Genomic DNA, 19288 nt, shown 5'->3' with positions numbered 1-19288 from the left:
AAAGATTTTACAAAGATCATTCCAAACTTCCAAAATATAGTCAGAAATTAAACATGCCAAGTACCATAAAAAAGGACATATGACATAATCATCCTAAAATAAGAAATATCCTTTTTAAAAATTAAATCAAATGATTTAAAAACTTCACAAGAAGAATTAAATAATCTTACAAAATGAGAATCTGAAAGAACAAAATCATCATAAAAATCGCAAAATATATTGTTCAACATCTAAAATACTATTTGAAGCAATTGTTTTTTGTTTTATCATTATAAAAACTTTGCTCCAACCCTTTATTAAATTTCACTATTTTTAAATAAAAATCAAAGAATTTTTAAGAAAAAACTCTAAAAACTACTAATCTTTATTAAAAAAATTTTTAAATCAACAAAGTTTTTAAAATAGTCAACTATTTTTTAAACTTAAAAAAAGAAAGTGATGAAAAAATATAAAATGAATCTGTGAAAATTAATAAAGAAATTAAAAAAATATAAAGAAACTATAAAGAAAATAAATTATTTAAAATAACTTATCTTCAAGGATTTCACCATTATTTATAGCTTCTGCACTTTGATATGCATCAACAATAGACCATAGCCAAACTAAAACATAAAGCACTGCACCAATGATAATTAAAATTAAAACCCATGAAACTATTGACAATATAATGAAATAGAGTCCTTTAGTAGATTGACCATTATATAATTGTCCAAGTCCTGGAAATAAAAAAGACAATATGACAGAAACAATAGCTGTCTTTTTCTCAGATAAATTACTAGCAGTTTGGGTAGGATTTACATCATCATTAAGATTAACCCCACAATTATGGCAAAATTTTTCATTTTCATTTAATTCAGCACCACAATTGCTACATCTTCTAATATCATCTTCTTTAATTTTTTCTTCATTATTATTTAAATCATCATTAGAATCAGAAACAATCAATTCATTGGAGTTAGTTCCATCCTCATTTAAAATAGGAACATGAATAAAATCATCATCACTTAAATTAGAATTAGATTCTTCATCATTAGAAATATTAATGTCATTAGAATCAAAATTTGATTCTAAATTAGAATTGGAATTAATATTTTCATTAATAATTTCCACTTTAGATAAATCTGCACCACAATTTCTACAAAATTTATTTTTATTATCTTGTTTTTTACCACAATCTGGACAACTAATTTCTACCATAAAAAAAACCCTCAAAAATCCAATAGACATATTCAAAATCTAAAAATAAAAAATAATTTATAAAACAGTATCAACATCAGAAATACTGTCTAAAACAATGATATCAATATCTTCTTCATTTACTCTTTCTTTTTCATCTTCTGATAAAGTTGAATTTACAAGAATAGCACTCATTCCTGCATTAACTGCTCCCATACAGTCAACATCTAATTTATTTCCCACCATAACACTTTTTTTAACATCACATGCCATTCTTCTACATGCTTCAATATATATTCCAGGATCTGGTTTTTCGACTCCCACTTCTTCTGAGGTAATGACAATATCAAAAAAGTGGTATAAGTTTAATCTAACTAATTTTTCCCATTGCTTAATGGTAATTCCATTAGTAATAGCACCTAATTTATATCCTTTACTTTTAAGATAAATTAATATTGCACTTGTTCTTGGAAAAGGTCTTAAAAGAGCAAATTTTACATTATGATATGTTGTCATCCCAATAGCTACTAAAAGAGGATCTTCCTTACCTAAAAGTTCTTTTGTTAAAATATTAAAGTGTTTGGAATAATTTGAACCTTTTTCTTTAATAATATCTTTTAATAAATCATATGCTTCATCTGATTCTAAAGGTAAACCATTATTACACATACTTTCAATAGCCGCATGTCTTGCTAAATCAGCAAAACTTGAAGTATCTACAAGAGTATCATCAATATCAAAAAATACAGCTTTTGTCATTATTACACCAATAAATTCTAATGATTAATCTATAACAATCATTTATACAATTTTATCATAATTCTATTTAATTCTATAAATACTAATAAAAATTTAATAAAACTACCAAACCTATAAATTCTAATAAAAATTTAATAAAACTACCAAACCTATAAATTTTAATAAAAATTTTATTAAGCAAATAAATATATTAATAGTATATTTATTTTATTATATAAAAATTCCTACAGAAAGTTATTTATAGATTTAAACCTCTCTAAATTCCCATTACTTATTAATTAAAAGAAAGCATCTAAACTTTGTTGCCTTTCATTAGATGATAATTCTCTTAATCTATATTTATCATAACCTAAAGGTTCCATCATTCTTGAAACAGCAGGAATCAATTGATTTTCAATATAATACTCTTTATCATATTCGATTCCTTCACTGTATTCATAAGGAACTGCTCTTTGACTAATTGAACCTTTTCCTTTACTTATTATATATTGTACAATAGTTCCTTTCCCTACTTTAATTCCATGAGCCTCAATTTCTCGAGCAGCTACTACATGAGGGCCTACTTGTTTATAATCATCAAGATTTTTAGTGATTTGTGTATGAATGATTAATTCTTTTCTATCTAAATTTCCAGATTTAATCTGTTTGAGGACTTTGCTAATAATTTTTTCAGCTTTTTCAACATCCCCTTCTTTTAAAATAGCCATTAAGATATCTTCTTGAGTTTTTTTAGCTATCGGTGCCCAATCTCTCCTAACAAGCTCTAAACCTTTTGCAATAATTTTTCCATCTTCAATTACAGCATACCTTTTTTTACTTACAAAGAAACCTCGCCTATAGAATCCTTCAAATTCCAATTCCATTGTATTAGGTAAAGACGCATTAAAATAAGATAAAAATTTATCTTTTTGTACTTTTATCTCATTTTCAATAGCTATTTGTTCTGGAGATTCATTCATTTTAACACCTTTTAAAGAAATTATTACCAGTATTTTTACAATTCATTAGATTTTACATACTTTATTAAAATGGTAATTAATCTTACTTAATTAATTAATAAAAAATTCAATGCTTATCAAGTCATCACTAAATATATAAATATATTATTTTTCTCTTTTTAATAATTATTGATTAATAGAACTTAATACTAATAATAATTTAAGTTATGGAATTTTTAATTATTAGTTTAATATTTATATAGTTATATTATAACTATCTTATAGATATCATATATTTATAGTATAAATTTAAGGATGATATGTATTTAAAATCTAATGTCTAATTTATAATTAGAAATAGTAATATATATTAAACTTAAATTAAATAATTAAAATGATATTATAATAAAAGGGATAATATGAATGATGATGAAAAAATAAATATACAGTTCATAAAAATGTCTAAAAACCGTGAAAAAGTATTAGAATCTTTAAAAGAAGAAACATTAAACCCTACGGAAATTAGTAAAAAGACAAAAATACATAGGAATAATGTTAGTAGAACTTTAAGTCAACTTAGAGAAAAAGACTTAATTCGTTTATTAAATCCTCAAACTAAACGTGGAAGATTATACGAATTAACTGAATATGGTAAAAGAATATTAGATTTAATGAACTCTAAGTAAGAAGATTTAAAAAATAAAGTAAAAAAAGTGATAATATAATAAATAAGTATTGAAATTTCTATTTAAAAAATAGACAATGATTCAAAGCACAAATTAAAAAAAATAGGCAATGGTTCAAACTTCAATTTAAATCTCTATTTCTAAAGCAATAGGGCAATGATCTGAACCCATTACATTAGATTTAATATAAGATGCTTTGACATTGTCTTTAAATTCTTCATTTACAAAGAAATAATCCAGCCTCCATCCTACATTTCTCTCTCTTGCACGAGTTCTATAACTCCACCAAGTATACTGATCTTTCTCATTTTCATGAAACATTCTAAATGTATCAATATAACCATTATCTAAGAATTTACTTACCCATTCTCTTTCCACAGCTAAGAAACCTGAAACATCCTCATTTGCTTTAGGTCTTGCAAGATCAATTTCTTTGTGTGCAGTGTTTAAATCACCGCAAATTACCAGATTATGACCTTTATCTCTTAAATCATTAACATAATCAAGGAATGCGTCATAAAAATCAAGCTTATATTTTAATCTTTCTTCACCCATGCCACCATTAGGATAATAAATATTCAAAAGAGTAAAATCATCAAAATCTAATCTTTGAAGCCTTCCTTCAATATCAAATTTTTCAATTCCCATTCCAGAATAAACATCTTTAGGTTCATAAGATGTGTAAGTAGCTACACCACTATATCCTTTTCTTTCTGCAGAATTAAAATAACTTGTATAATCTGGAATATTTACTAGTTTTTTAGGTAATTGATTTGCTTGAGCTTTAGTTTCTTGCAAACAAACAATATCTGCTTTTTCTTCATTAAACCAATCCAGAAATCCTTTTCTGTGAATAGCTCTAATACCATTTACATTCCATGAAATAAATCTAATATTTGTCATAAAAATCACATTTTTAATAATTTTTTAAAAGTATTTGAAAGTATTTAAAAGTATTTGAAAGTAAAAATTTAATAAAAAAAGTAAACATATTAATAAATTTAAAAATTTTAAAAAGTTTGAAAAGAGAATTAATCAAAATCAATTCCTTCTTCTAAAGGAACTTCTCTTAACCAACTAATATCACTTTTATAAAGCATTCTAATATCAGATAAATCATATCTAATCATAGCAAGACGTTCAATACCTAAACCAAATGCTAAAGCAGGAGTGTTAATACCTAAAGGCTCTAAAACCTCTGGTCTAAACATTCCACAACCACCAAGCTCAATCCAACTTTCTTTTTCTTCTAAATAGATTTCACATTCAGTGGAAAGATAGGTATAAGGGAAATAAGCTGGTCTGAATCTTACTTCAAATCCTAATTTTTTATAGAATTCTTTTAAAGTACCTAATAAGTTTTGATAATTAATTCCAGGAGCAGCAACTAAACCTTCCACTTGATGAAACTCTGGCAAGTGTTTATAATCAAAGGTTTCTCTTCTAAATACTCTGCCAATTGAAAACATTTTTATAGGAAGATTGCCTTCTGCTAATCTCTGAGTAGAAATGCCTGTTGTATGGGTTCTTAAAACAGATTGGCGAGCAATATCTACATCCCATGTATAGTCCCAACCTTCAGAACCAGTATTTCCACCATTTTCATGTGTTCTAGCTACATTCTCAACAAGTTCATCATCAGGTAAATCACAAGTTAATGGATTTTTTATATAGAAAGTATCTTGCATTTCCCTTGCAGCATGATCTTGAGGTTGGAAAAGAGAATCAAAATTCCAGAAAGCAGATTCTAAATAATCACCTTTATCTTCAGTAAAGCCCATATTCAAGAAGATTTCTCTAATTTCTTGAATAATCCTTCTTAAAGGATGTTCTTTACCTGGGAAAAATATTGGATATTCTGCATTAATGTCATAAGGTCTGTATTTCAAATCTTTCCAAGAACCTTCTTTTAATTGTTGGTGAGTTAATTGAGTAGCCTCTTCCTCAATAGTAAATCCACTATCTAAAATTTCTTTAGCTAAATCATTTAATTTAAAACTGTGATGAGTGATTTTCTCCTCAGCAATTAAATTTTTTCTATCTTTAAGTGCAGATAAGCCTTTAGCCATATCTTCATCTAATTGTTCTTTAGATAAGTTTACTTTTTCAATAAGAGTATTTAATAAAGATTCATCTTCCCCTAATTTATCCCTACTAGATTCTCCTACATCAGTAATAGATAACACCCCTTTATCCATTTTAGCCCAACTTTTACGAATCAGCCAACCAATAGAAATATTAACCTCTTTTTTATCAAGATTTTCTAAACTAGCTAAATCCTTCATAGCCAATTGTTTTCTATCTTGTAAGACTTTTAAAATTCTTCTTTCAGGAAGACCAATTTCAGCGTATTTTTTACCGTTATCAGTTAAACTAAATTTTTCTTGAAGATCTTTTTTAACTGTAATAAGTCCTTTAGAAGATAATGACCCTGCAGCACTCATAACTGATTTAATATTTAAACCAGTGTGTTCAGCTATTTCTTCAGGAGTTGCATTTTCATTAATTTCTAACTCTTTTAATAATTTTTTTTCATAAATATGTAATTCATTAATGATTTTATTAATATTTTCACTCATCTAAACACCGATGCAATTTTATAATAAATTAATAATTTGATAATAATTACTTAAAATTAATAATTTGGTAACAATTACTTAAATAAGTATTATTTTATAATATTATGATATATCTATAATCTAATTAATAAATATATTCAAAAATTAGAAACTTTTAATTAAGTCATATGTTTTGTTTAAAAATAGATTAAAAAATAAAAAATAAAAAATTAAAAGCAATAAAAGCAAATTTTTTAAAAGTTTAAAAAATAAAAAATTAAAAGCAATAAAAGCAAATTTTTTAAAAGTTTGAAAAATAAAAAATTAAAAGCAATATAAGCAAATTTTTTAAAAGTTTGAGTTAAATCCCATTTCAAGATAAGAAATAAATATAGATGTTGCAGTTAAATCAGCAGTTGTTCCAGGATTATAGTTATTTTCATAAAGATAATCATCAAATTCTAATAATTTTTCAACAAAAGAGCCATCATCTTTAAATTTTAAAACTTCATCTGCTTTTTTAGAAACAGATTCTGCTATCTCATCACCATATTTTCTTGAAATTAAAGTATCGGGAATTTGAGATAAAATTGTTATAAATGTTAAAACAGTAGCTTTATTAATTACATCAACATCCTCACAAGTTCTCAAAAAGTTTGAGAATGTAGGATAGCCTATATCAAAGCAAACTGGCATTCTATTAGTGAGCTCATTTGCTAATCTATCCCAGCTAGCTGAAATCTCTAAAACATCAAACATTGTTTGATTATTAGTGCGTAACTCATCTTTTGCCTTTTCACTCATTACATCAAATTCTTCATGATTACCCATTCCACCTGCATCTGCAACATTAATTGCATCATAAAGATTTACTGCATCCTCAACAGTTGTAGATTTCATTAAATGACCTACATTTTCTTGAATCTCATCAAAATTATTACTAATTGCAGCTGCTGAAGCTATTGGTATACACATCATCATTATACCTAAATTAGTATTGTTTGCAATCCATTTATCTGTCTCATTAACAGCTTGAAGAATGTATTTTCCTAATTCTGCATTTGATAAATCATCAATTTCTCTAGATTGATTAGCAAGTTCTTCCACAGTATTTCCAATAACTACTCCACTAATAATAAAGTCCTCAAATACCATATCATCATAATTACGTGTTCTATGTACATTTCCAGGTTTCGGCCAACCACTTACCTCAAGAACAGATGCTATTTGAGCTAATTTAGCAATTTCTTTTGCTTCCATAAAAATACTCCTTACAAATAATCTAAAGCATAAGGGGCGAAATTGGTTATGATTAAATCAGCTCCCGCTCTTTTAATAGATAATAAAGCTTCTATAATTGAATCTTCAGTTAAATAACCATTTTCAATAGCTGACATAATCATAGAGTACTCACCACTAACATTATAACTTACTAAAGGTAAGTCAAATTCTTCCCTTATGGTTTTAATAATATCCAAATAAGGTAAAGCAGGTTTAACCATTAAAAAGTCAGAACCTTCAATTACATCAAGTTCAGCTTCTCTAATTGCTTCAAGGACATTTGCAGGATCCATTTGGTAAGATTTTCTATTTCCTGCAGATGGAGTAGAACAAGCTGCCTCTCTAAATGGAGCATAAAATGAAGAAGCAAATTTAACTGAATAAGACATGACCATCGTATCAATATAACCCTTTTCATCAAGAAGTTTTCTGATAGCTTGGATTCTGCCATCCATCATATCAGAAGGAGCGACAATATCAGCACCTGCTTCTGCATGGGATAAAGCAACTTTTGCAAGATATTCTAATGATTCATCATTTAAAATTTCAAAGCCAAATTCGCTATCATCATTTTCACGAATAATGCCACAATGGCCATGAGAAGTGTATTGGCATAAACAGACATCAGTAATGATAACTAAATTAGTTTCAGTTTTAAGTTTACGAACAGTTTTTTGAACAATACCAGTTGAAGCAAAAGCTGGAGAACCAATTTCATCTTTTTTATCTTCACTTGGAATACCAAAGACAATAATAGATTTTAAACCTTTAGATTCTAATTCTTTTGCATAGTCCACAGAGTCATTTAAAGAATATCTATATTCTCCAGGCATTGTAGAAATAGATTCTTTTTCACCATCTTTTAAATCCTCTTTAACAAATATTGGATAAATTAAATCTTCTTTATTTAATTTAGTTTCACGTACAATATCTCTAATTTTAGAGTTTTTTCTATATCTTCTCATTCTTGTAATTGGAAAATTCATATTTTCACTTCTTAATGTTCACTTCTTAATGATTAAATAATACAAATAAGTTTAGATAGTTTGCAATTTTTTTAAAATTATATTATAAGTTCATAATTTAATTAAATTTTTTATAAATAAATTACAGTTTAAATTACAGTTTTTAAAAACATATTGTAATTTTATATATAATATTTTATCAAATTAATAATATAAATTTTTATAAAAACTTAAACTATATTAATCTAAATAAGAATACTTAATAATAGAGAAAATTAAAAATAAAAAAATTAATCAAAAACTTAATTAAATTATCATTTAAATTATTTTTTATTAGTTATCTAAATTATTATTTAAATTATTTTTTATTGATTATCTAAATTATTTTTTATTAGTTATCTAAATTATTATTTAAATTATTATCTTAATTAATTAATCAGTGATTTTGAGGAATAATATGACAAATACTATTGGAAAAATATTTTCAATTACAAGTTTTGGTTCTAGTCATGGAAAAGCACTTGGAGCCGTTGTAGATGGCTGTCCAGCTAATTTAAAACTTAGTGAAAAAGATATTCAAATTGAATTAAATAAAAGAAGGCCTGGAACAAGTGCATTAACAACATCTAGAGAAGAAGAGGATAAAATAGAAATATTATCCGGAATATTTGAAGGAAAAACAGATGGAACACCAATTACTGGAATTGTATATAATAATAATCAAAAATCAAAAGATTATTCAAATATTAAAAACACAGCAAGACCGGGACATGGGGATTATTGTTGGTTAGAAAAATATGGCATTTACGACTACAATGGAGGAGGTCGTGGAAGTGGTAGAACTACTATAAGCCATGTTATTGGAGGAGCTATTGCAAAAAAATTATTAAAAACAAAAGGTATAAAAATTACCTCCCATGTAGTTCAAATTGGAGATATTAAAGCTAGAAGTATAGATTATGCAAATCTTGAAGAAAATATCAATAAAAATAATGTTAAATGTGGAGATTTAGAATCTGCAAAACTTATGGAAGAATTAATTCTCTCTAAAAAACAAGAAGGCGATTCAGTTGGAGGAATAGTTGAAACCATAGCAATTGGAGTTCCTGTAGGACTTGGAGAACCTGTTTTTGGAAAACTTGACGGCGATCTAGCCCAAATATTAATGAGTATAAATGCAGTTAAAGGAGTTGAAATTGGTTTAGGGTTTGACAGTGCAAAATCAACTGCTTCAGAGCTTAATGATGAATTTTACTATGATGAGAATGGTGAAATAAAAACCAAAACAAATAATTCTGGAGGTATTCTTGGGGGTATGAGTAATGGTATGCCTATTATTTCAAGAATAACGGTTAAACCAACCCCATCCATATCTAAAATCCAAAATACTGTTGATTTAGATAAAAAAGAAAACACAAAATTAGAAATTAGTGGTAGACATGATCCATGTATTTGTCCAAGAGTCACTACCGTTGCTGAATCAGCTACAGCCATAATTCTAGCAGACCATATGATACGTGGAGGATTTATACATCCCAGTAATCTAAATAAAGATATTTGAACTAAATAAATATTTCATGAAAATTGCAATTTTTTCATGAAATTAGTTTTTTATAAAAAATAGTTAAAAATAATAAAAATTAAAATAAAGTTTGTAAAACTAAAAACAAAATTTAAAAAAATATAGAAAAGAAAGTGAATATTTAAAAAGAATAATTAAAAAAAATATAAAAAAGAAAGAGAATATTTAAAAAGAATAATTAAAAAAAATATAAAAAAGAAAGCAAATATTTAAAAAGAATAATTAAAAAAATATAAAAAGAAAAATTAATTAAACTTAGCATAATTATTTTTATTGTTTCTTCTTTTATTTTGTTTTGTTTCAAAATTAAGAGGATAAACTTCTTCTTGTTTTAAGCGATTAGCAAACCTATCTTTTAGACGAATCATTTTAGAGCGTTCAGGATATTTTTCATTAATATCTACCCTCATACCATCAAAAGCAGCTAATGTCCTTACACCTGTCTTTTTAGAAACTCTAATTGCCTCTTCAACTGGATTTGCAAGAATCATCTTAAATCCAAAGTGAGTCATAATTGCTAAACTTGGCTTTACTTGTTCAACAATCTCAATAAAATTATCCGTACACATATGTCCCCTAATAGATCTTACTCCAGGTCTTAAAACACTGCCAATTAAAATATCTGCATTTTTATGATATTTAGCTAATTCATCAAAATACTCTGTATCAGAAGTATATGAAATCTTAAAGCCATTATTTTCTATTTGGAAACCTACACCAGTAGGATCACCATGTTTTGTAGCAGTTCCTTTAATAGTAAATTTAGGAAAGCGTGCTATTTTATTAGGAGTTAAAATTAGATTTTTAGAATTACTTTTATGATAACTTGAAATTGCTGGACCCCACTGTTGAAATTTATCAAAAATAGTTTGACTTCCCATAATAATACCATTATTTCTAGTCATGCCTTTTGTCATAGCTTCAATAAAAATTTCAGCATCATTATAGTGGTCTGTATGAGAATGCGATATAAAAACACCATCAATTTTTGTAGGATTCACACCAAATTGGTAAGACCTAACAAGGGCTCCAGGACCTGGATCGATTTGATAGTTCTTTCCACCAAAATCCTCAATTCGAAAGCCTCCAGTCATTCTTTTCTGACTAATAGTGGTAAATCTACCACCACCAGATCCTAAAAATGTTAATTTCATTATTGTCACCTTTACAATAACTAAAGAAATAATAAATACAATTTATTCAAGATGACATAATATAATATCACATTTTAAATTAGCTTTATTACCTTTAATACATAAAGCTTCATTTTCTATTACAACTTGGTCTTTTAATGATACAGCATCTTCTCCTTCAACAAACATGATAACATTTTCGCCAGGTTTTGCAAGAAGTTTCCAATTAATATCAAATGCTCTAACATCAGGGTTTAATTTAACTTGAATTAAGTTTTCATCAATTGAATCAACAATACCTATAGGTCCTTCATCAATAATAGTGGAAGCCAATTTAATTGTTTCATTTTGTTTTAATAAATCTTCTTTAAGTTTATTTCGAAATTTAGCTAAAAGATTTATATCTCTTTCAATAACTTCATCTAAATAATCTTGAACTTTAGTTTTAGATAAATTATTCTGTTGAATAACAACATCATACTTAGTACCTAAAGAAGGTGTTTTTGTAGAAATATCCTCTATGATTTGTCCAAAGATCTCTCCCATATATTTTAAACTAAAACTAGGCTTCCATTTATTTTTAAGCATATCATTAGCTAAAGACTTTGTAATTTTATTTCCAAATACAATTATAGAGGATTCGCCTCTTTTAACATTAACGATTTCAGAGCCAGTGAGCTCAACAATCTGGAAACCATTTGTTGTACCATAAATTCTTTTTCTTTTAGTTTCCATAGCTCCTCTTGAACTAACTTCTCCTACTGCAACATTTTCTAAGCTTTTTACTTTGCATGCATCATCACTTATTTTTAAACTTATTTCAAGTTCTTCTGCTCTTGCATATAAGTCTTCATCACTAGAAATATCTCCAGAATAAATTTCTTGTTCTAAAAGTTCACGTTCTTCTTTAGAACCAAAATAAGCAATTCTCCTTTTGTCCCCTACCATTACACATCCTTTATTTCCAACATAAGCAATAATTAAACTCATACTTTCACCCACTTAAATTATAGGCATATTACAAATTACACATATTATTTAATCAAACTATGATTATCTATTGATACCTAACTTTAATTTATCTTATTAATTTTTGATTTATTAAAATTTGATAAAATTTCAAATAAAGTATGTAAAACTTTTTAAAGATTAAAAAAGATTTTAAAAATTAATTTTTTCCTTGAATTTGAAAAACTTTAAATGAAATTTTAATTTCTTAATTTATATTTATATAATTACAAATATAAAAAGTTTTTATAAAACATTTCAAAATATAAGCTAAAATAAATAAAAGAATAGAAGAAAAAATAATAAAAAAATAAAAATAACATATATAAATATAATAGCCTTTAAAATCAAATATCTTAATTATATAAAACCTTAAATATTGAAAAAACTCAAATATTTTAATTATATAACACCTTAAATATTGAAAAAAACTCAAATATTTTAATTATATAAAACTTTAAATATTGAAAAAAACAAAATAGAATTAATCATTATTTGGAGGAAATAATATGACTAAAATTAATGAAATTTACAGATGTAACCGTTGTGGAAACATGGTTGAAGTTATTGCAGAAGGTGCAGGTGAATTAAGTTGTTGTGAAGAAGCAATGGAACTTTTAGAACCTAGACAATTACCAGAAGGTGGAGTAAAACACATCCCTGTAATTACTAAAGAAGGTGGTAAAATTGTCGTAACTATGGGAGAAGTACCACACCCAATGGAAGAAGAACATTACATTAATTTCGTTGAATTAATAGTTGGAGATCAAGTTTACCGTGCAAACTTAAAACCTAATGATGAACCTAAAGCAGTATTTGATGTGAATGCAGAGCTTGAAGATGTAAAAGCTATTGAATATTGTAACATTCACGGTTTATGGCATTCCTAAGTATTATTTATTTAAATAATACTTTTTTGTTTTTATTTTTAACTTATTTTCTTATTTACTTTATTTTTACCTTTTAACTTAATTTAAATTTTTTAACTTATCTTCCCATTAGCTTATTTTAAAAAGTTTACTTTGTTTTTAGTTTTTAACTTAATGTTTTTAGTTTTTAACTTAAACTATTCTAACCATTTACTATTTTTCAAATGGTTTAAAAAAAAATTCTATTATTTTTCTTAAATTACTAAATTTTATTAAATATGAAAATCATATTATTAATATTATAGTATAATAAAATTATTATTTTCATGTATACAATAATTAATTTAAAAAATTAAAAATAAACAAATAAATTTAAAAAAAGAATATTAGATAACATGAGAAAAGATATTATATTAATTGTTTTAGTATTAATAGCAGTTGTTAGTATAAGTGGATGTATTAATAGCCCTATTGATAATATAAACAATAGAATGAAAGATTTGAATACAGATATTACTGAAGGAGATACTGATTATAATTCTGCTATTAGCTCTATTAATAGCCGTGATTTTGCTAGTGGAAATAACAATATCCAAATGGCAAAAGAAAAATTTAATGATGCTGAGGAAAAACTTTCAGAAATTGAAGAGTATAAAGATGATTTAAATGAAAGTACTTATAAAGACTATATAAATTTAATCAAAGAGGAAGTGTCCTTAAAAAAACAAGCAAGTGATGAACTTTATTTAGCTATGCAATACTATATAAATAATGATACTTATTCTGGAAATTCCTATGCTAAATCAGCTAACTCATTAATGAAAAAAGCAGTAATTCTTCAAAATGAAAGAAATAAATTAGTAGAAAATAACACTGAATTATTCAAAAAAGCAGGAATAATATAAAAAAACCAAATTATTCAAAAAAATATAGGATAATTTAATTTTTAAATATTATAATCTAAATTAAGTGAGAGAGGAAAAAATGAAAAAATCATGTCCTAAATGTAATGGAACTGGTTCTATAATTGTAGATACAAAAATATGTGAAAGTTGCGATGGAACTGGTTATATAGACACTTTTGAAATGAAGAATCATTTTAAAGGAGTAAACAGTAATGCTAGAGCAAAGTTTGATTTAGATGCTAACCAAGATGTTCCATGTGAAGTATGTAATGGAAAAGGAACAGTAGATCTATTAGAAAGTTGTCCTTATTGTAATGGAACTGGAGAAATTAATCTTTGTAATACTTGTGGAAAACTTATTGACTCTGATAAAAACTATTGTGATGAATGTATTGAAAAGCAAGAAGAAGAAAAAATGAAAAAACTAGAAGAAAAAAGCCCAGAAAAAATAGTTGTCGAATCTGATATTTCTGGAAAAGAAATTGTTTATGAATTAGATGAATTATGTGAAATGAGTGATTTAGAACTTAATTCCATCTATAGAGGTAAAGTCACTAGAGTAGAAAGATATGGTCTTTTTGTAAGCTTAAACAATCAAGTTTGGGGATTAATGAGAACACGTAACTCTAATAATAAAGTAGGGGACTATGTATTTGTAAGAATAACACAAATAAAAGAGAGAAAACGTGAAGTAGATATGGCTCCTGCAAGTGTTTTTAAAGGAGAATATATAATTAAAAAAGTCAAGAAAAATATTGAAAGAACAAAAATTGCATCTCTCGATGATTCCTCACTTAAAAACATTGTAAAAGTTTACGGAGAAGTAATACAAATACAGCAAACCTCTGGACCAACTATATTTACAATTACTGATGAAACTTCAATTACTTGGGCAGCTGCATTTAATGAACCTGGAGTTAGAATGTATCCAGAAATAGAAATTGGTGATATTGTTGAAGTAATTGGAGAAGTTAACAAACATAATGGTGAAATCCAAATAGAATCTAGCAGTATTGAAAAACTAGAGGACGAAAAAGCTAAGAAAATGAGAGAACTCATTGATATAGCTTTAGATAAAAAAGCAGAACCTGATGATGTGGATTTCTTAATTCAAAGCCCAATTTTAGATAGATTAAAACCTAAAATGAGAGAAGCTGCAAAAGTTATTAGAAGAGCTATTTTAGATGGAAGATCTATTCTCGTTAGACATCATGCTGATGCAGATGGTATTTGTGCAGGAGTTGCAATTGAAAAAGCAGTTATTCCTTTTTTAAAAGAGAATAATCCAGATAGTGATGCAGAATACCATTACTTTAAACGCTCTCCAAGTAAAGCCCCATTCTATGAATTAGAAGACGTGGTTAAAGATTTATCCTTTGCATTAGAAGACCTGAAAAGACATGGGCAAAAATTACCATTAATCCTATTATTAGATAATGGTTCTACTGAAGAAGATATTGTATCATTAATGCAAGCAAAAATTTATGATATTGAAATTGTAGTTATTGACCATCATTTCCCTGGAGAATTAATTACAAAAACTTTAAAAAGTGGAGAAACTATTGATGGAACTATAGATTGTAATAGTGATGATATTATTGCAGGTACTGTTGCAGTTGATGAATATGTAGATACTCATGTAAATCCATATCTTGTAGGGGGAGACTCACAAATAACTGCTGGTGCACTTGCAACTGAGATAGCACATATTATTAATCCTGAAGTAAAGGATTTGCTTAAACATTTACCAGCTATTGCTCTTTTAGGAGACCATGCTGAAGCTGATGAAGTAGAACAATATATTAAACTTGCATCAGAAAAAGCTTATGATAGAGAACAATTAAAGAAAATTGCTGAATGTGTTGATTTTGAAGCATACTTCCTTAGATTTATGAATGGTAGAGGCATAATGGATACTATTTTAGGTGTTGATAACCTTGATAAACATCCAAAAATGGTTGAAGCACTATATAAAGAATATTTAAAACGTGTTGATACTCAAATGAAAGCAGCTTTACCAAATATTAAGAGAATACAGTTAGAAAATGGAATCTACTTTAATGTTTTAGATGTTGAGAAATATGCTCATAAATTTACATTCCCAGCTCCTGGAAAAACATGTGGATTTGTTCATGACAAGATTGTTAAAGAAATTGGTGAAGATAAACCAATTATAACTCTTGGACATGGCCCGGATTTCGGAGTTTTAAGAGCAACTGATACCGTCCATCAATTATTTGGTTTTAATGTAAATAATATAGTGATTAGTCTTGCAGATAAAATACCTCAAGCAGGTATTGATGGCGGAGGCCATGAATGTGCAGGATCAATTAAGTATATTGAAGGTCTTGGAAAAGAAGTTTTAAAACAACTTCTAAATGAAGTCCAAAATATGACTAAGGAATAATAATTTAAATTTAATATAAAATTTTAAAAATAATAATAATAATTTAAATTTAATATAAAATTTTAAAAATAATAATAATAATTTAAATTTAATATAAAATTTTAAAAATAATAATAATAATTTAAATTTAATATAAAATTTTAAAAATAATAATAATAATTTAAATTTAATATAAAATTTTAAAAATAATAATAATAATTTAAATTTAATATAAAATTTTAAAAACAATTAATTTAAATACATTTTTATTAATAAAAAAAAAAAATTTGTATTAATCATTTTTCATTTTCTATTTTTTTAAAAATTTTTTAAAAATTCTATTTTTTTATCTTTTAAAAATTCTATTTTTTCTATCTTTTAAAGCAAAAACAAAAAAATTTATTAAACTACTATATTTAACCTATCACATATAGATAGTATAAATTCATTTTTACAAATAGACCATCACTTCTTATTAAATAAATTTTATGATTAATTAAATTAATTTTATTTCAATAAACTATCATTTAATTAAATGCTAATATATAATTTTACCACAATAATGAAAATGTGAAAAATTGCAATAATTTTCTAGAAGAGTTATGAAAAATTGTAAATTAAAATTAAAAAAGTTTCAAATATATAAAACTAAAATAAAAAAAGTTTCAAATATATATAAAACTAAAATAAAAAAATAATGAAAAATAGAAAAAATAAAAAATAAAAAATAATTAAAATAATTAAAAAATTAAAACTCAATGAATTTTAGATTTATAATCTTTAATTGCTTCAGTTAATGCATCTGCTGCTAGGTTAGAACAATGCATTTTAATTGGTGGAAGACCATCTAATGCATCAGCTACATCATTTCTAGTTATTTCTAAAGCTTCATCAACATTCATTCCCTTTGCAATTTCAGTTATCATGCTACTTGTAGCTATTGCAGCACCACAACCAAAAGTTTTAAATTTTATATCTTGAATTACTTCATCATTATCCACATCAATATAAATAGTCATTAAATCACCACAAGTAGGATTTCCAACGGTTCCTTCACCACTTGCATCTTCAATAATACCGGAATTTCTTGGCTTTGTAAAATGATCCATAACCTTATCACTATACATAATATCACATCATTCAATTTTTAGATAGTTTTTTAATTTAAATAATTAACTTAAAATATTTTAATTTCTAATTATTAGAGTCTGTAAATTTAGATTCATCTAATTCTAAAGATACATTATTTTTATTATCCCACAATGGAGACATTTCTCTTAGTTCACCAACAACTTTAGCTATTGCATCTACTACTACATCAACATCTTTCATATTATTCTCAGTTCCTAAACTTAATCTTAAAGAACCATGAATTTCTTCATCCTCTAAACCTAAAGCACTTAATACATATGAGGCTTTTAAACTTTTAGATGAACATGCAGAACCAGTTGCTCCATTAATTCCTTCAGCATCTAATCTTAAAATTAAACCTTCACCTTCAATTGAAGAAAATCTAAAGTTTGCATTATTTGGAAGTCTATTTTCCCTATCACCATTTAAGTAAGATTCGGGAATCCTTTCAAGAATCTTTTCTATAAGAGAATCTCTTAATTGCTTAAGTTTTGCAATATTTTCATCTAAATGCTCGTAAGCAAGCTCAGCTGCTTTACCAAAACCCACTATACCTGGAACATTCTCAGTTCCAGATCTAAGACCATTCTCCTGGCCACCACCATGAATTAATAACTCTAATTTAAGCCCTTTTTTAATAAATAGTACACCTACACCCTTTGGACCATAAATTTTATGAGAAGAAATAGACAATAAGTCAATATTTGCTTCTTTTACATCAACAGGTATTTTTCCAACAGATTGTACTGCATCACAATGGAATAAAATATTATTTTCCTTTGCAATTTTACCTACTTCTTCAATAGGTTGTATAGTTCCTATTTCATTATTTGCATGCATTACAGAAATTAAAATAGTATCCTCTCTTATTGCATTCTTCAAATCTTCTGTACTAATTATACCATTTTCATTTACAGGTAAATAACTAAGTTCAAAGCCTCTTGATTCTAAGAATTCGCAAGTTCTAAGTACTGCAGGATGTTCAATTTCTGTTGTAATAATATGTTTACCTTTATCTTCAAATTTTAAAGCCACACCTTTAATAGCCATATTATCAGATTCGGTACCTCCACTTGTAAATATAATCTCTTTTGTATCAGCATTTATTAATTTAGCTATATTTTCACGAGCTTCTTCGACAGCCTTTTTAGCATTTCTACCTAAAGTATAAAAAGTTGAAGGATTTCCAAACTCCTCTTTTAAATAGGGAATCATTGCATTAAATACTTCTTCTTTAATTGGAGAAGTAGCAGAATTGTCCATGTATATCATAATAATCACTCCTAATAATTTATAGAATTAAATCTTTAATTGAAAATCAAATAGTTTAATTTAAAATTATAACAATAGTTATAATCATATTTTAAAAAATATAACAATAGTTATATTTTCATATTTAATTATTAGTAAGTTTTAGTATATAAGGTTTAGGTTTAACTAATTTCTAATTTAAAATTAGAATATAATAATTTATGAAATAAAAAAATTAATAAAATTAATAAAAATAAAATGAAAAAATAGAAAATGATAATTTTAAGAAATAATTAAAAATAAAATGAAAAAATAGAAAATGATAATTTTAAGAAATAATCTATTATTCACCAAAATTGTATGTAACTTTATCTAGAGCTTGATCAATATCAGCAATGATATCTTCTACATCCTCAAGACCTACAGACAATCTAATTAAATCTTGAGTTACACCAGTACTTTTTTGTTCTTCAGGGCCTAATTGTTGATGTGTAGTAGATGCTGGATGAATAACTAAACTTTTTGCATCACCAATATTAGCAAGTAATGATAATAATTCAACATTATTAATAAATTCTTTTCCTGCTTCTAATCCTCCTTTTATTCCAAATGCAATAAGGGCACCAAATTTATCACCTAAATACTTTTTAGCAATTTCAT

At 25.9% G+C, this 19288-nt stretch carries 18 protein-coding genes (1 of these 18 running past the window's edge); 5 read left to right on the top strand and 13 right to left on the bottom strand.

From position 1 onward, the window contains the following. Positions 1–47 precede the first annotated feature (47 nt). From BM020_RS09480 to BM020_RS08200, 4 genes are all read right to left on the bottom strand, one after another. On the bottom strand, positions 48–230 hold the full coding sequence (locus BM020_RS09480; protein WP_143743981.1) for a hypothetical protein: 183 nt from the start codon (positions 228–230) through the stop codon (positions 48–50). A gap of 289 nt (positions 231–519) precedes the next feature. Beyond that, a complete protein-coding gene (locus BM020_RS08210; protein ID WP_074798846.1) occupies positions 520–1197 on the bottom strand; it encodes a zinc-ribbon domain and TM2 domain-containing protein in 678 nt (225 codons plus the stop codon). Between the two features lie 57 nt (positions 1198–1254). Next, positions 1255–1935 (bottom strand): TIGR02253 family HAD-type hydrolase, encoded by a 681-nt coding sequence (locus BM020_RS08205; protein WP_067146967.1) that lies wholly within the window; start codon positions 1933–1935, stop codon positions 1255–1257. 278 nt (positions 1936–2213) lie between these two features. Then, positions 2214–2894, bottom strand: coding sequence for a DNA polymerase domain-containing protein (locus tag BM020_RS08200; RefSeq protein WP_067146969.1), 681 nt, complete (start codon positions 2892–2894; stop codon positions 2214–2216). 398 nt (positions 2895–3292) lie between these two features. Here BM020_RS08200 and BM020_RS08195 point away from each other — a divergent pair, with 398 nt between their 5' ends. Further along, the gene (locus BM020_RS08195) at positions 3293–3559 is read left to right on the top strand and encodes a winged helix-turn-helix domain-containing protein (protein WP_067146971.1); all 267 of its coding nucleotides are present in this window, start codon (positions 3293–3295) and stop codon (positions 3557–3559) included. A 126-nt stretch (positions 3560–3685) separates the two neighbouring features. Here the strand turns inward: BM020_RS08195 and BM020_RS08190 are convergent, their stop codons facing one another. The 4 genes from BM020_RS08190 to hemB all read right to left on the bottom strand — a co-directional run bounded on the left by BM020_RS08190 (position 3686) and on the right by hemB (position 8384). Next, on the bottom strand, positions 3686–4462 hold the full coding sequence (locus BM020_RS08190; protein ID WP_074798844.1) for an exodeoxyribonuclease III: 777 nt from the start codon (positions 4460–4462) through the stop codon (positions 3686–3688). Between the two features lie 128 nt (positions 4463–4590). Then, complete coding sequence (pheS, locus tag BM020_RS08185; protein WP_067146975.1) at positions 4591–6138, bottom strand: phenylalanine--tRNA ligase subunit alpha; 1548 nt, start codon at positions 6136–6138, stop codon at positions 4591–4593. Positions 6139–6465: 327 nt separating this feature from the next. Then, the gene (locus tag BM020_RS08180) at positions 6466–7377 is read right to left on the bottom strand and encodes a triphosphoribosyl-dephospho-CoA synthase (protein ID WP_067146977.1); all 912 of its coding nucleotides are present in this window, start codon (positions 7375–7377) and stop codon (positions 6466–6468) included. Between the two features lie 11 nt (positions 7378–7388). Further along, positions 7389–8384, bottom strand: a complete 996-nt coding sequence (gene hemB, locus BM020_RS08175) for a porphobilinogen synthase (protein ID WP_067146979.1) — start codon at positions 8382–8384, stop codon at positions 7389–7391. A 436-nt stretch (positions 8385–8820) separates the two neighbouring features. Here hemB and aroC point away from each other — a divergent pair, with 436 nt between their 5' ends. Further along, positions 8821–9924 (top strand): chorismate synthase, encoded by a 1104-nt coding sequence (gene aroC / locus BM020_RS08170; protein WP_074798841.1) that lies wholly within the window; start codon positions 8821–8823, stop codon positions 9922–9924. A gap of 266 nt (positions 9925–10190) precedes the next feature. Here the strand turns inward: aroC and BM020_RS08165 are convergent, their stop codons facing one another. Further along, positions 10191–11099 (bottom strand): MBL fold metallo-hydrolase, encoded by a 909-nt coding sequence (locus tag BM020_RS08165; protein WP_067146983.1) that lies wholly within the window; start codon positions 11097–11099, stop codon positions 10191–10193. A 42-nt stretch (positions 11100–11141) separates the two neighbouring features. After that, on the bottom strand, positions 11142–12068 hold the full coding sequence (locus BM020_RS08160; RefSeq protein ID WP_067146985.1) for a DUF2121 family protein: 927 nt from the start codon (positions 12066–12068) through the stop codon (positions 11142–11144). Positions 12069–12595: 527 nt separating this feature from the next. On the opposite strand from BM020_RS08160, the gene BM020_RS08155 reads away from it, so the two are divergent. The 3 genes from BM020_RS08155 to BM020_RS08145 all read left to right on the top strand — a co-directional run bounded on the left by BM020_RS08155 (position 12596) and on the right by BM020_RS08145 (position 16267). Next, entirely contained in the window at positions 12596–12976 is a 381-nt protein-coding gene (locus BM020_RS08155; RefSeq protein WP_067146987.1) for a desulfoferrodoxin, read from the top strand. A 374-nt stretch (positions 12977–13350) separates the two neighbouring features. Continuing rightward, positions 13351–13860: a hypothetical protein gene (locus BM020_RS08150; RefSeq protein ID WP_067146989.1), complete on the top strand. Its 510-nt coding sequence runs from the start codon at positions 13351–13353 to the stop codon at positions 13858–13860. Between the two features lie 79 nt (positions 13861–13939). Continuing rightward, positions 13940–16267, top strand: coding sequence for a DHH family phosphoesterase (locus BM020_RS08145; RefSeq protein ID WP_074798839.1), 2328 nt, complete (start codon positions 13940–13942; stop codon positions 16265–16267). A gap of 734 nt (positions 16268–17001) precedes the next feature. Here BM020_RS08145 and nifU read toward each other — a convergent pair. The 3 genes from nifU to BM020_RS08130 form a co-directional block, all read right to left on the bottom strand. Further along, positions 17002–17373, bottom strand: coding sequence for a Fe-S cluster assembly scaffold protein NifU (nifU, locus tag BM020_RS08140; RefSeq protein WP_067146995.1), 372 nt, complete (start codon positions 17371–17373; stop codon positions 17002–17004). Between the two features lie 67 nt (positions 17374–17440). Next, positions 17441–18646, bottom strand: a complete 1206-nt coding sequence (nifS, locus tag BM020_RS08135; RefSeq protein ID WP_067149045.1) for a cysteine desulfurase NifS — start codon at positions 18644–18646, stop codon at positions 17441–17443. 325 nt (positions 18647–18971) lie between these two features. Then, positions 18972–19288, bottom strand: the end of a protein-coding gene (locus tag BM020_RS08130; protein ID WP_074798837.1) for an O-acetylhomoserine aminocarboxypropyltransferase/cysteine synthase family protein. The gene runs 1000 nt beyond the window's last position; 317 of the gene's 1317 nt are visible here — the last part of the coding sequence; the start codon falls outside the window, past its right edge; its stop codon occupies positions 18972–18974.

Source organism: Methanobrevibacter olleyae, assembly GCF_900114585.1.
In the GTDB taxonomy this organism is placed as follows: domain Archaea; phylum Methanobacteriota; class Methanobacteria; order Methanobacteriales; family Methanobacteriaceae; genus Methanobrevibacter; species Methanobrevibacter olleyae.
This window is presented reverse-complemented; position numbering and strand designations above follow the sequence as displayed.

Excerpts from the sequence above, each read along its gene's own strand:
- BM020_RS09480 (WP_143743981.1), bottom strand. The coding sequence starts at position 230 with ATGTTGAACAATATATTTTGCGATTTTTATGATGATTTTGTTCTTTCA.
- BM020_RS08210 (WP_074798846.1), bottom strand. The coding sequence starts at position 1,197 with ATGGTAGAAATTAGTTGTCCAGATTGTGGTAAAAAACAAGATAATAAA.
- BM020_RS08205 (WP_067146967.1), bottom strand. The coding sequence starts at position 1,935 with ATGACAAAAGCTGTATTTTTTGATATTGATGATACTCTTGTAGATACT.
- BM020_RS08200 (WP_067146969.1), bottom strand. The coding sequence starts at position 2,894 with ATGAATGAATCTCCAGAACAAATAGCTATTGAAAATGAGATAAAAGTA.
- BM020_RS08195 (WP_067146971.1), top strand. The coding sequence starts at position 3,293 with ATGAATGATGATGAAAAAATAAATATACAGTTCATAAAAATGTCTAAA.
- BM020_RS08190 (WP_074798844.1), bottom strand. The coding sequence starts at position 4,462 with ATGACAAATATTAGATTTATTTCATGGAATGTAAATGGTATTAGAGCT.
- pheS (WP_067146975.1), bottom strand. The coding sequence starts at position 6,138 with ATGAGTGAAAATATTAATAAAATCATTAATGAATTACATATTTATGAA.
- BM020_RS08180 (WP_067146977.1), bottom strand. The coding sequence starts at position 7,377 with ATGGAAGCAAAAGAAATTGCTAAATTAGCTCAAATAGCATCTGTTCTT.
- hemB (WP_067146979.1), bottom strand. The coding sequence starts at position 8,384 with ATGAATTTTCCAATTACAAGAATGAGAAGATATAGAAAAAACTCTAAA.
- aroC (WP_074798841.1), top strand. The coding sequence starts at position 8,821 with ATGACAAATACTATTGGAAAAATATTTTCAATTACAAGTTTTGGTTCT.
- BM020_RS08165 (WP_067146983.1), bottom strand. The coding sequence starts at position 11,099 with ATGAAATTAACATTTTTAGGATCTGGTGGTGGTAGATTTACCACTATT.
- BM020_RS08160 (WP_067146985.1), bottom strand. The coding sequence starts at position 12,068 with ATGAGTTTAATTATTGCTTATGTTGGAAATAAAGGATGTGTAATGGTA.
- BM020_RS08155 (WP_067146987.1), top strand. The coding sequence starts at position 12,596 with ATGACTAAAATTAATGAAATTTACAGATGTAACCGTTGTGGAAACATG.
- BM020_RS08150 (WP_067146989.1), top strand. The coding sequence starts at position 13,351 with ATGAGAAAAGATATTATATTAATTGTTTTAGTATTAATAGCAGTTGTT.
- BM020_RS08145 (WP_074798839.1), top strand. The coding sequence starts at position 13,940 with ATGAAAAAATCATGTCCTAAATGTAATGGAACTGGTTCTATAATTGTA.
- nifU (WP_067146995.1), bottom strand. The coding sequence starts at position 17,373 with ATGTATAGTGATAAGGTTATGGATCATTTTACAAAGCCAAGAAATTCC.